The 13,645-nt window shown below is 58.9% G+C and carries 9 protein-coding genes; all 9 read left to right on the top strand.

Annotated features, from left to right (window positions below; genetic code table 11):
• Positions 1-6: 6 nt before the first annotated feature.
• From HH800_RS15595 to HH800_RS15555, 9 genes are read left to right on the top strand one after another with little or no spacing between them, the layout of a single operon-like run.
• Entirely contained in the window at positions 7-342 is a 336-nt protein-coding gene (locus HH800_RS15595) for a hypothetical protein (RefSeq protein ID WP_169861606.1), read from the top strand.
• A 53-nt stretch (positions 343-395) separates the two neighbouring features.
• On the top strand, positions 396-830 hold the full coding sequence (locus HH800_RS15590) for a phage tail tube protein (protein ID WP_169861605.1): 435 nt from the start codon (positions 396-398) through the stop codon (positions 828-830).
• Positions 830-1,198: a gene transfer agent family protein gene (locus tag HH800_RS15585; protein ID WP_169861604.1), complete on the top strand. Its 369-nt coding sequence runs from the start codon at positions 830-832 to the stop codon at positions 1,196-1,198. Before HH800_RS15590 ends, HH800_RS15585 begins: the two co-directional genes overlap by 1 nt.
• Entirely contained in the window at positions 1,195-1,398 is a 204-nt protein-coding gene (locus HH800_RS15580) for a hypothetical protein (RefSeq protein ID WP_169861603.1), read from the top strand. Before HH800_RS15585 ends, HH800_RS15580 begins: the two co-directional genes overlap by 4 nt.
• A gap of 52 nt (positions 1,399-1,450) precedes the next feature.
• Positions 1,451-4,366 (top strand): tape measure protein, encoded by a 2,916-nt coding sequence (locus tag HH800_RS15575; RefSeq protein WP_169861602.1) that lies wholly within the window; start codon positions 1,451-1,453, stop codon positions 4,364-4,366.
• Positions 4,367-4,378: 12 nt separating this feature from the next.
• On the top strand, positions 4,379-4,945 hold the full coding sequence (locus tag HH800_RS15570; protein ID WP_169861601.1) for a hypothetical protein: 567 nt from the start codon (positions 4,379-4,381) through the stop codon (positions 4,943-4,945).
• Positions 4,945-5,595 carry a hypothetical protein gene (locus tag HH800_RS15565; RefSeq protein WP_169861600.1) on the top strand — a complete coding sequence of 217 codons (651 nt, stop codon included), beginning with the start codon at positions 4,945-4,947 and terminating at the stop codon, positions 5,593-5,595. The genes HH800_RS15570 and HH800_RS15565 overlap by 1 nt, the downstream gene beginning before the upstream one ends.
• Positions 5,592-6,026, top strand: coding sequence for a DUF6950 family protein (locus HH800_RS15560; RefSeq protein ID WP_169861599.1), 435 nt, complete (start codon positions 5,592-5,594; stop codon positions 6,024-6,026). Before HH800_RS15565 ends, HH800_RS15560 begins: the two co-directional genes overlap by 4 nt.
• A complete protein-coding gene (locus HH800_RS15555; RefSeq protein ID WP_169861598.1) occupies positions 6,026-13,612 on the top strand; it encodes a hypothetical protein in 7,587 nt (2,528 codons plus the stop codon). Before HH800_RS15560 ends, HH800_RS15555 begins: the two co-directional genes overlap by 1 nt.
• The last annotated feature ends 33 nt before the right edge of the window (positions 13,613-13,645 follow it).

Here is a 13,645-nt window from a genome sequence, read left to right as displayed (position 1 = left end):
GTTTTCATGGCGACCAGCGCAGCCGTGGATGCACCCGTTCTCCATGAAGTGCCGCAGGGTCAGTCGCTACCTTTCATCAAGATCGGCGACGACCTGATCGAAGCGGAATTCGGCGCGGGTGAATTCTTTGCCTGCACAGTCAACGTCCATGTTTTTGACCGCACTGCACCCAAGGTGAAAGTGCTCGCGGCCAAGGTCATGAAAGCGCTTGCCATCGACCTGCCGGTCTCGGGCTACATGACGTGCGAAAGTCATTATATCCAGACGATCTTTTCGACTGAGCCTGATGGGATGACCAAGCGTGCAACGCTTGAGTTTCTCTATCTGCTGCAACCGACATAATTGGTCGGTTGAATAAATAACTCCGAACAATTGTTTGGAGTTTTTAATCAAATATGGCTGCAATTACTACCGCTCGCGGTTACCAGTATACCGTTCAGGTTGGCAATGGCGCGACCCCCACTGAAGTTTTCGCACATCCTGCGTTGATCAACACCACCCGTGGCATCACCATGACGGTCAACGCTGCGAGCGCTGAAGTCGTCGACGCCACCAATCAGGCGCTGCCCGCCACCACTGTCCGTATTGCCCAGTCAACCGACAGCAAGATCGACGCGGCCGGTATGCTGCACACCTCTTCGCTCAAAGAATATATGGACATGGTCGCGACCGGCAAGGTCACGAACCTCAAGTTCACCGGACCCGGTGCAACCATCACCGGCCCTTACATTCTGACCTCGTTTCAGATTACCGGTGACCGTGTTGAGATGGTCGAATGCACGATGACCTTTGAGCAGGCCGGTGCTGTCACGGTTACGGCCACTGTATAATGGAGGCGGTTCGATCAGCCCGTCTGGTCAATCAGTTCGTGGGCGAAGGCTATTTTGACCTTTGCTTGCGGATTGATGAACTGATCGCGCTTCAGGAAAAGACGGCAGCCGGTCCCAGCGCGCTGTTCAATCGTTTTGTGCGTGGCGAGTGGATAATCCAAGAAGTGGTCGAGGTCGTCAGGCTGGGACTGATCGGCGGTGGTATGCACGCCAAGGAAGCCTTCGACCTCGTCAACCGGGTCATCATACCCGGCTACTACCACGAATATGCGATCCTTGCCGGATCGATCCTGTCCGCCTCGCTGTTCGGCCTCGATATGGAGGGCGACGACGATGAGGGGGAAGCGATGGCCCCAGCGATGGATTGATCGACTGGGGCGACATCATCGGTAGCTGCACAGCGATCGGCATCGGACCACAGGAAGCCAAGTCGCTGGTCTTATGGGAATATCAAGCAGCGATCCGGGGCTGGATCAAAGCCAATACCACCGAGGAACAGCGCCTCGAAGCGCCCACCGAGGAGGAGGCAAAAGCGGCGTTCCTGAAGTTGGCGCAGCAGGCTGAATAGCTGGTGATTCTGCCACCTGACTAAATAGTCGATGGCAGGATCAAACAACGCGATGGAAGTCCGCTTCCGCGCCAATATGCGCGATTTAGAGCGCGAACTTCAACGTCTTACCCGGATCAACAGCCGCGCGGCACAGCAGATGGCCGATGCGCACAAGCGCGCAGCAAAGGCTGCCGAAAGCGCGTGGAACAACAACGCGATCCTGTCTGGGTTGCAGCGCCAGATCGGAGCGATGGGGCCTCAGCTTCGCGCGATGTCCGCTACTATCGCTGGCCTGTTTGCGGGGCATGAAGCCCTACAGGCGGCGGAAACGTGGACCCGGTTCACCAACAGCCTGAAAGTTGCTGGTGTAGAGGGCAACAACCTTAAGGTTGTCCAAGACCAGCTTTACGAAAGCGCCATTGCCAATGGCGTTGCGATCGAACCCCTTGGCACCCTGTATTCCCGCTTGTCGCAGTCGGCCGGTGAGTTGGGCGCAAGCCAGTCCCAGCTTCTCAAATTTTCTAATGGTGTGACTGCCGCACTTCGTGTGCAGGGCGGCGACGCGGCATCTGCATCCGGCGCTTTGTTGCAGATGTCGCAGGCGTTGGCCGGTGGCGTGGTCCATGCAGAAGAATTCAACTCGATCAACGAAGGCGCGCGCCCGATCCTTGAAGCCGTTGCGCGCGGTAATGAGAAATATAGCGGTTCGGTCGCCAAGCTGCGCGCGGCGATGCTCGACGGCAAGCTGTCGTCCAAGGAATTCTTCGACAGCTTCCTCAAAGGATCGGCCAGCCTTGAGGCGCAGGCCGCCAAGGCACCGCTAACGGTCGCGCAGGCGATGACCAATTTGCATACCGCCTTCACGAAATTCGTGGGTGAAACTGATGCCGCCTATGGTGTGACCGAGCGGATCGGTCAGGCGGTCGGCACTCTGTCGCAGAACCTTGGCGTTCTAGCCCAATCCATTGCGGTCGTCGGCGCGCTCTATGCCGCAACTTTCGTTCCTGCGCTGGGACGGGCGTCAGCCCTCATTGTCGCTGGTTCGGTGGCCACGGTTCGTAGCACCGCCGCATCGATTGCCGATACCGCTGCCCTCATCACTCGCACGGCGGCCATCTATAATGTGTCCCGCGCTTCGGCCGCCGCAACCGTCGCATCGCGCGGTCTGGCGGCAGCCCTTGCTATGATGGGCGGTCCCATCGGCATTGCCATCATGGCGATCGGTGCCGCCATTGCCTACCTCGGGACGTCGTCGGTGAATGCCGCGCTAGAAACAGAGGCGCTGAGCCGGTCGATCGACACGGTCACAAAAAAGCGCGAGGAGGCTGAGGCCGCCGAAAGCAAGGCCAAGGTCGCCACCGATAATATGTCGGCTGCCCAGCGGTCGCAGTTGGAGCGCACTGCGAAGCTAACTAATCAGGTTTCGCTCTTGGCGACAGAATATGGTCGCCTTGCGGTGGAGGCAAAGCGCGCAGCGGTCGAAATGTCGGCGCAGCAGTGGGTCAAGGCCAACGACGATTTCCTGAAAGCAAAGGGCTCGGCCGAAGCTGTGCGCCCGCGTCATGCTCGTGGCGAGACTTCCGGCTCTTACGCGCGGCGTGAGGAGGAGTGGAAGAGGTCCGACGAGTATCAGACAGCCCACACTGCTTGGCAGAACCGAAACTGGGCGCTCGACGAATATGGGAAGGTGCGCGGCCAGAATGCGCTAGAATTTGCACCAAAGCCGGTCGCGGCGGCGGTCGACGGTAGCAAAAAGCCCGGAAAAGCCAAGACTGCGCCCAAGGATCGCGGTGATGATGCAGTCGCCGCAGCCGAGCGCGAATATCGTGATGCACTGGCCGCATCCGCGCAAACTGCCGATGAACGTCACAAATATGCGCTGGAAGCCTTGGCTGCCGAGCGTGATGAAAAACTGCGCCAGCTAGAAAAGCAGGTCGGTGAAAAATCTATCAAGGACGCCGATGCGGCCAAGGTCAAAGCGACCATCGAAGCCACCTATCAGCAGAAGGTCGCCAACGCTGAGGCTGAACGAAAACTGGAGGTCGATCAGCGTGCCCGCGAACAGGCGCAGGCCGGGGCTGACCTTGCCAATGAGGCGGCGCGGATCGAGGCGGACAATCTCACCGAAGCCGCACGATATGAGCGCGACACCCGCAAGCGTCATGCGATGGAACGCAGCGCCCTTGCGAAAAAGCAGGCGGCAGAAGACGCGGCGTTCAGGCTTCAGCAGGATCAGCTTGCCCTCGACCGCGAAAAGGCCGGTTGGACCAAAGAGGTTATTGACCGTCTGCGTCGTGATGCGGAAGCCAATCGAGAAGCTCAGAAAGCGGGTGAACGCACGTCTCTTGACCGCGATCAACAGCATGACCGTCCGACAACCATCGCCGGTCAGATCGACGATTATGCGAAATCATTTGGGACGTTGAATGAGCAGCTTGGCAACATTGCTGCTGGCGCGATCGACAACATATCGCGCGGCCTGACCGACGCCGTGATGGGAGCGAAATCCTTCAAGGAAGCCTTTGGTGATATGGCGAAGGCTGTCATCGCGCAGCTTATCGAGATGGCGATCCGGTTCGCGATCTTCGAAGCGATCGGCATGGCGTTCGGTGTGCCGGGGCTGGGTCGGGCGTCGCTTGGTATGAGTTCGTCCACTCCGATCGCGCGAAACGCGAAAGGCACCGATCGCTTTGCGGGCGGCTTGAGCATGGTCGGCGAAAATGGTCCAGAATTGGCTTACCTTCCCGCAGGCACCCAGATTGCGCCGAACAACCTGTTGCGCAATGCATTGTCGGGCGGGTTAGGGGCTGCGAGCACCACCAACAACAATTATTACAATACAACAGTCAACGCGAATGACTCGGTTCTGACTGAAACGGTCAAATCGTGGATCGATCAATCGCAGGCGCAAACGATGGTTGCGGTCGAACGTAAGATCGGACGTGGTCAAACGGACGCGCAGCGAAACCGGCTAGTTCGGAAATAACATAAATATGGGATGGCAGTCACCATCCCAACAATTCCGCGCTATCTCACGACTGAGATTATATTACGATCGTCATCGGTTGATCAAACGCCATATTTGGGTGGCCCGACCAAGCGCATAGCCCGCAAGGGCGACCGCTGGCTTTATAAGGTCCAGTGCCAGCCAATGAGGGTGGATCAGGCCGGTCCCCTGATAGCTATCCTCAATGCTGGTCTCAGCGACAAGGTCATCTGTGTCGTTCGGCAAGCAGGTCTCAATCTGGCGGCCTATTCGACCGGCGCGGTGGTCGGCGCGGCGAATGGCAAAACACTGGTGCATTCGGGCGGTGGCGCGGCGAAGTTCGTTGGCCAGTTTTTCAGCGTCAGCAAAAATGGCGTCAATTACCTCCACCAGATCACAGCGGTCAGCGGCACGACCCTGACGTTTCAGCCCGCGCTCAAAGTGGCACTGGTGGGTGGTGAAGTTCTCGATTTCGCCAACCCCAAGATCGAAGGATTTCTGGAAGGGACCGAGCGCGGCTTCACGCTTGGCTTTGCCCTCAACGTCGGAATCGATTTCACGATTGTGGAGGCCCAGTAATGGACGCCTCTCTGAATTCCGCGCTCGACCAGTCGTTCGTTCGGTCCTTTGTCGCAATCCAGATCAAGCTGACCAATGATAGTGTCATCAACCTGATAGATGGATCGGGCGAAGTCAGCTTCCCGGTTGATGGCGCGACCGTCACCTTCGATGGCGACGACGCGATATATGGGGCACTTGCGACGGCCAAGAGCTTCGAGGATACGGTAGCGTCGGACGCGCCGCGCTTCACATTTTCCATTATGCCGCCTTCGGCAACGGCCACGGCAGAACTGGCCAATCCAAAACATCAAGGCTCGCCCGTCCGCGTCTGGTTCGGTGTCGTCAATGAGATGACCGGGACGGTGATTGGTGTGCCCGAACTGCTTTGGGTCGGCCGTCTGGATTTCGTGCGCACCCAGATTGGCGAAAACGCCCAGCTTGTCGAAATCGAGACGGTTAGCGCCTTTGACCGCTTGTTCGTTGCTGAGGAAGGCGCGCGCCTCAACGGCAATTGGCACAAGCGCATCTGGCCGGGCGAAACCGGGTTAGACTTCAATATCGACGCGCAGGGCGACATTTTCTGGGGGATTGCAGCACCCACCGCTGCGGCTGTCCGAACGCCCACTGGCGGGTGGGCCAATATCGCCGCGATGCTAAATAATCGATGACCTTGATTGACCGTGTGGCTGCCACCCAGAAGACTATTGATGACTTCCTTCATGTAGATTTCCAGTGGGGGACCGCCGATTGCGGCCAACTGGCGGGCCGCCATGTCGAGGCTCTGGGCCTGACTTCTCGCCTTGCCGAAGCCCCCAATTACAAGACCGAACGGGGCGCGCGGCGCGCGCTCTCGGCCCTGTCCGTTTCGTCAATGGAAGAACTGGTCGACGGCCACGGGTTCGAGCGCATCGCGCCTGCGTCCGCGCTTGTCGGTGACATTGTTGGTTTCCCCGGTGGAACGGACGAAAAACCTTGGACAGCGCTTGGCATCCATTGCGGTGGTGATCGCATCCTTGGGTTTGCTGATGTCGCGGGCAGTGGTCCCACGGCCGAATATGGCCCGCTGTCTGTTTGCACGATCGCTTGGAGGGTCATCTAATGCCCGCAGCGATCCCCTTTGCCGCAGCCGCATTCGTCGCAGTTGGTTCGGCTGCCACCGCCATCGGGCTTGGAACCGCCTTCATGATCGGTGCGATGGCCGTGTCGTGGGGCGCGGTCCTCACGGTGACTGGTGTAGCCCTTATGGCCGTGTCAGCGTTGACCATGAAGACGCCGAAACCTGCGAGTTCGGGCGGTCAGCTAGATACCAAACTTGATCCAAAGGCACCTGTCCCGGTCCTCTACGGTCGCAGCGCCACTGGTGGATACGCGATTTACAAAGAGACGTATGGCAGCAAGAATAAATATGCGGCCATCGTCGCTGCACTGTCGATCGGTCCCATTCTCGGCATCAACAGCTATATAGCCAACGATCGGCCGCTATCCTTCTACGGCGATCCGCACGCGGCAGTTTACAACACCGCTGGTTACGCTGACTCCAAGCTTTACCGTGGCAAATTCCGCATGCGCTACCAGCGCGGCGAAACCCCTGCGCCTCAGACCATCGATCAGGCTGCGGGCGGTGGGCTGCCGAAGTCGCCGGGCAAGCTGTCGGGCATCGCGCACGCTATCCAGTTGCTCGAATATGATAGCGATCAATTCCCGCAGGGGATGCCGAAGTCACTCTGGGTGGTCAGCGGCATCAAGGTCTATGACCCGCGTAAAGACAGCACTTTCCCCGGTGGGTCTGGTTCGCATCGTCGCGCAAATCACCTGACGTGGGAATTCAGCGAGAATCCATATCTCTGTGCGCTCGATTGGACGCTGGGCCGCCAGTATAACGGCCAGAAGGTCTATGGCATCGGCGCAAAGTGGGAGGAGGTCGATGTTGCCGCCTTCGTGGCTGGTGCCAACATTGCTGATGCCAATGGCTGGAAGGTCGGTGGCGTTGTCGTCTCCTCAGATGACAAAATGGCCGTGCTGGGCACGCTGCTGGAAAGCGGCGGCGGCGTCCCGATCGCGCGTGGTGCGCAGATCAGTTGCATGGTCAATGCGCCGAAGGTTTCCACCCTCACCCTGACATCGGCCGACGTCATTGGCGAAGTAGAGGTCCAGAACAGCACGTCATGGCGCGACCGCTCGAATACCGTCGTTCCGTCCTATCGAGAGGAGAGCCAGCTATGGGAAGTCGTCGCCGGTCAGGCGGTCTCCTCCAGCGTTTATGTCGAGGAAGACGGCGGAGAAACCAAGACCATAGAGGTTGAATATCCGCTGGTTCAGCAGGCCAAGCAGGCGCACCAGCTTGCGGTCTACGAATTGTGCAACGGCCGCGAATTCCTCACAATGCGGGTCACAGCTGGTATCCGTATGCTCAACGCCAAGGTCGGCGAAGCCATCACGGTCAATCTGCCTGAGATTAATGCGAACAGTCAGAAGTGTCTGGTTGTGTCGCGCGAATTCAATCCGGCCGATTGGTCGGTCGTGCTGGGTCTCAAGAGCGAAACGGACGCCAAGCATCCGTTCGCATTGGGGCAGACGCAGGTCGCACCGCCGTCACCCGCTCTCGACGGTTATAATCCTGCTGAACCGGGCGCGCCGAACGCCAATGCGTGGTCCATTACCTCGACTACGATTACGGCGGATGATGGTGTCGTCATCCCGGCGCTGGTCGTCAGCGGTGAAAATGATGATCCCAATACGGCGGCGATCCTCATTGAGTATCGGCCTACTGGCTCGACCGAATGGACCAACTGGGGTTCCTTCGCCAAGCATACGCGCCAGATCGAAATTACGGCTGTCACCCGCAACACCGCCTATGATGTTGCGGTCAGCTATCGGACGGTGCTGGGTGTCACGAGTGATCGGCTGCTGCTGAGCGGCACGGCAGGTGACCAGTCAATTGACTGGAATTCCGGCGTCATCGTTGGCGATGGGAAGCCTGAAGATGGGGCGACCGTTGGCGCGCCGGACGGCACCTACGTTGGCAGTCAGCCCGCCGAAAACGTGGTCGACGCCATCACGGGAAGCGATGGCCAGATCATTCGAACTCGCGATATTTCGGTTGCCGTCAATAATGCCAATGCTGCGATTGATGACCTTGTTGAAACATATGGCTCGACTGCAACAGCAGCCGCCAGCGCAAACGCTGCTCAGATCGCGGCCGACGCTGCACAGGCATCGGCAGGCACGTCACAGACTGCCAGCGATAATGCCGCTACGGCCAAATCTGCGGCCGAACAGGCTGAGAATGATGCAGTCGCGGCCAAGACGGCTGCGGAAGCGGCGCGGTCGCAGGCACTGACGGCGGCGACCAATGCAGGCACGGCAAACACCAATGCGCAGGTGGCCAAGACTGCCGCACAGACGGCAAAGGCCGACGCTGAAGCCGCCTTTGCGAACTCTACCGCAGCGAAGAATGCGGCTGTCGCGGCACAAGGGGCTGCGGAGACGGCGCGGAATAATGCGCAAACTTACGCGACGAACGCCAGCAACAGTGCGACCGCTGCGGTCGGTAGTGCCACAACGGCGACCACGAAAGCATCGGAAGCGGGAAATTCGGCGACTGCTGCACAGGCCAGCAATGTATCCGCCTCGTCCACCTATAACGACCTGCTCAACACGATCTACAATCAACCATTGCTGCCGTTCTCGTTCGAGGAAGGCACAAAGCACTGGACCCGTGTGCGCAATGGCGCTCCTGCAAATCTGGTCACTGTAGCTGGCACTCCCATTGCGGATGCGGATTTCGGGCAGGCGCTACAGTTCTCCGATTGGACCTCTGCCGGAACGAATATCCTGAGCAAAGGCGCGGTCGCTGTCTCGATCGGCCGCATCTATGAAGTCACTGTTCGCTTCAAGGTTACGGCTTCCGACGGTTCGGTCAGCTTAAACACGATCGTCGGAACTATGGCTGAAAACTATGTCGGGACAGATGGATCGATAGCGGCATTCGCTTCGGGTGGCTCGTCCAGTGTCACTGTCACCGATGTTGTCCAGACCTTCACCGCCAAGTTCGCGATCGGCGGCGGCACTGGCATAGCCTCGCTTCCATCCAATACCAAATATATCCGCCCCGGCCTTCGTCTGAACTCATCAGAAACCGGGCTGACGCTGGTTGTTGGTGAAATTCGCTTGCTCGACGTGACCGAGCGCGAAGCATCCGCAGCGTACGCAAATGCAGCTTCCACTTCCGCCAGCGCCGCAGCCACAAGTGCCACCGATGCGGGCACTTCCGCATCTGCTGCCCAGACCAGCGCCACCACTGCCACGACACAGGCCGGTAAAGCATCCACTTCTGCCACAAATGCGGCGACGAGCGAGACAAACGCTAAGGGGGCCGAAAATGCGGCGAAAACGTCTCAGACAGCCGCTGCGACATCGGCAACGAACGCGGGCAACTCGGCTACTGCCGCAGCGACTTCGGCGTCCACTGCTAGCTCGAAAGCTACGGAAGCAAGCCAGTCTGCATCCACCGCGACCACACAGGCCAACACGGCGACCACGAAGGCCGGTGAAGCCAGCACCAGCGCCACTCAGGCGGCGACGAGCGCCAGCGATGCACTAGGTTCGAGAAATGCTGCCGCGTCGTCGGCCACTAATGCCGCCACCAGCGCCACGAACGCGGGTAACAGCGCTACGGCTGCGTCTGGTTCGGCATCGACCGCGACTACGCGGGCCACGGAAGCAGGCAATGCTGCGACTTCCGCAGCAGCGTCGGCGGTGTCTGCGAACTCGACCTATAACAGCACGTTAGGCGCTCTCTACGTCGCATCGCCCATTTTGCCATCAAGTTTTGACGAAGGCGCAAAGCACTGGACCAACCAGCGCGTAGGAAATCCGACGAGCTTGGCCGACATTGTCGGAACGGCTGTAATCGATCCCGACATGGGTCCGTCGTTGGAATTCAGCAACTGGGCTGGCGCAGGCAATAATATCCTGACCAAAGGCGTGATCGCACCAAAACCCGGTCGTATCTATGAAGTCTCAGTATCACTCAAGATCACCCAGAGCGATGGCGCGGTTAGTTTCAACCTAGCGTTGGGAACGATGCTTTCCGGCTTCGGAACAGCGGCATCCAATTATAGATCAGGCACTATAGGCAACTATTCAGCAACAGGTTCTGTCAATGTCCTAACTGGCAAGTTCTCCCTTGATAGCATCTCCGGCGTGACCACTATCCCAGCCGATGTCGTGCTATTTCGCGCTGGCGTGCGTCTAAACTCATCAGAGACTTCGGGATCGCTGGTCTTCCGTGTTGGTGAAATTCGTATCACCGACGTTACTGAGCGCGAAGCTGCTCTAGCTTCGGCAAATGGTGCAGCGGCCAGCGCATCAGCGGCAGCTTCCAGTGCATCGTCGGCAGGCACCTCCGCCACCAACGCGGGCAATAGCGCGAACAGCGCAACCCAGTCCGCGAACACGGCATCGACCAAGGCCAACGAAGCATCCAATAGTGCGACGTCGGCAGCGAACAGCGCGTCGAGCGCGTCGTCATCCTCGACCAACGCCAGCAATAGCGCGACCGCTGCAAACTCGTCCGAAGTTTCGGCCAAGCTCAGCGCGGCTTCTCAGATGCCAGCGGATTTCCAGCAAGATGGCAAATTCTGGCAGCAGGGCTTCGGCGGTCTACCGGCCAATCTGAACTCGATAACCGCAAATGCGACCTTCTCGTTCGTGAATAACAGCGATGTCGGTCGATCAATGCGCGTCACCGCGACTGCCCAGACCGACGTCGGCAATATTGGAATGATGCCGCTTCAAGCGGATCGCGTTTATCGCCTCACTGCCAAGGTCCGCCAGCAGACCGGATCGGTTTTTGCCCAGCTTCAGCTTTATAGGATCGGCGTCACGAGCGCTGGCGGTTCAACCGGCAATGGCACTGTCAGGTCCACCTACACCTTCACAGCACTCAATGAATGGGTCGAACTGGCCGGTACAGTCCCGGCATCCACGACCAACGCTATGATTGCGTCGGGCGCATCCAGCATCCGTTGCTTGCTGCGCCTCTTGGCTGCGTCTTCCACGGTCTCGGTCGATTATGCATACATCCGCATCGAGGATATCACCGAAAGCACTAGCGCGGCAGGATCGGCGAATGCCGCAGCCAATAGCGCATCGCAGGCATCCGCGAGCCAGTCTTCGGCGGGATCGTCAGCTTCATCGGCCCAGTCCAGTGCAACAACGGCTGCTACGAAGGCAGGCGAAGCATCCACTTCGGCCTCGCAAGCCTCAACCAGCGCGTCAAATGCCGCTGGCAGTGCCAACACTGCCAGCCAACAAGCAGGTCTGGCAGCACAATCGGCAGCCAATAGCGGCAGCAGCGCAAGTGCTGCGGCCGGTTCAGCTTCCACCGCCAGCACGAAGGCGAGCGAAGCTAGTCAATCAGCCAATGCGGCTCAGAGCGCCTCGGTAACCGCGTCCAGCGTGGCGCAGGCGATAATGCCGAACACTTTTGGCGATCTCAAAAACTGGACTTGGGACTATTCGAACGGAACCTCCGACTGGAGTGGTGACAGCCGCGTTCGGGCTTTCGACCATTCGACCCACGGCAGGGTGATGGAAATCACCAACAATCCAACATTCGTCCCACATATCGCGTCGAAAGGCCGTGTCGCGTTGGTGCGCGATCACAAATACCGAATGAGCGTGAAATGGTGTCTCGTCGGCCAGCAGAATGGCGATGTGGCAGTCAATGCCAGCCTTTTCGCGATCGGTTTGAAGCCGGACAACAACCAGTGGAACAACATTAACTTCTATGCCTCTATCGCACCCGGTAATGTCGGGTGGGGCTGGTCAAATTTCGCCACCCACGTTCTTGATATTGATGCGAACACCCTGATCGATCAGGGCTGCACTTGGGTTCGACCGCTGCTACGACTGGAATCGCAGGGAGTCTATTACGTCCAGTCGATCGACTTCCGCGATGTCACATCTGAGGTCGCGGCGGCAGCGTCGGCGGCGGCGGCGTCAACTAGCTACAGCAACGCGCTCTATGAAGCCACACTGGCCGCGCAACGGGCGTCGTCGGCAAGCGGCTCGGCCAATACCGCCGCTACGCAAGCCAGCAATGCCTCGAATTCTGCGAACGCTGCGGCGGCAAGTGCCTCTAGCGCCTCGACCAGTTCGTCTGCGGCTGGATCGTCCGCAGCATCGGCCAGCTACAGCGCGATCACCGCATCGACCAAAGCCGGTGAAGCATCGTCTAGTGCATCAGCGGCGGCAGGGTCAGCTTCGACAGCGAGCAGTCAGGCGTCAGCGGCATCCACTAGCGCATCATTGGCGGCTACCTATTCCACAGCCGGTGGAAACCTGCTGGTCAATACCGAAATCGTGCCGGACACTAGCGGTTGGGCCAATAATTCGGTCGGAATGGTCGCCACACATGGGCGCTCGCAGCCCAGCGCAGAATGGGTGCTGACCGGTGAACATACGCTCTCGATCGTCCAGCCCAACAATGGCAGCAGCGGTTACGCAGAGTGGACGCAGGTAATCAACGTCAAGCCGAACCAATGGTATGACGTTAGTGGTTTGGCAGCAGCACACCGCTGCACCGTGCAGGTTTATTTTCAATGGGTGGACGGCAACGGTTCCGCTGGTGCCGCGCCGTCGACAGGCCAATTTACGCCGGGCACGGGCGGCAACAAGATTCAGGATTGGACCAACTACGGCTACAAAGCGCAGGCTCCGGCAAATGCAGTTCGCGCCAACCTGATCCTGCGGAAATTCCCGACCCTGTCTGGACAGACCGATAGCTGGGCTTGGTTCTGTCGTCCGCAAGTTCGCGAAACCTACGCTGATGCGCCTACACCCGCACGTTATGCGCCGGGGCGGGCAGGGGCGGTCTTGTCCAACATGTCGGCCAGCATTTCCACCACGCAGAACACGGTCGCGACCGCCAACGCGGCTATCGCCTCCCACGAAACGCGCCTTCAGGCTGCTGAGTCCAACGTCAGTCAAACGATGGGTGCAGTATCTGATCTCCAAGGGCGGACGACCGCCTATTGGCAGGTGCAGGCGGTCGCGGGTGATGGTCGCGCGCAAATGCGCTTGGTTGCCGATGCTAATGGGGACGGGGGCGTTGACATCGTGGGCGACCTTCGCGTGACTGGAAACGCGCTAATCACTGGCACTGTGAACCCTGAAGCGTTGGCGTTGAGTCGCTTTGTGAAGCGTCTTGGGCCGGTCAGCATTTCGCCGAGCAACTCAACTGGCACGCTCTATTCGTCGCCGTTGGGCGAAACGATGGGTAACGGCAGCTATGTGCTCGAAGGGACGGTGGGCTTCACATATTCCAGTGGCCGGTCGACCACGACATATAATGGCAAGCCGCTCTACACCGACTATGCGAACGACGGCGGCATAAATGTCCTGTTGAAGAAGAACGGCAATATCATCGCAAGCACCGGGTGGTCGGGTAATCTGCTAACCAATTACGGCTCGCTTGCGTATGGATCGGCGATGACTACCGTCTTCGACGCACCCGCAAGCGACACCTATACAGGGAATGTCACTGTCGAAGTCGTGGCGTTCAAGGGAAGCACCGATACCGGTATCGTCAATCAGGGCGACTATTACACGCGCACGATCAGCGGCAGCTATACCAATTTCAGCTTCAGCAATCTGCGGCTGAAATGGACCTTCATCTGAATTGGGCGGGCGCGGAAGCGTGCCCGCCTAAAT

This window comes from Sphingobium yanoikuyae (assembly GCF_013001025.1).
GTDB classification, from domain to species: domain Bacteria; phylum Pseudomonadota; class Alphaproteobacteria; order Sphingomonadales; family Sphingomonadaceae; genus Sphingobium; species Sphingobium yanoikuyae_A.
This window is presented reverse-complemented; position numbering and strand designations above follow the sequence as displayed.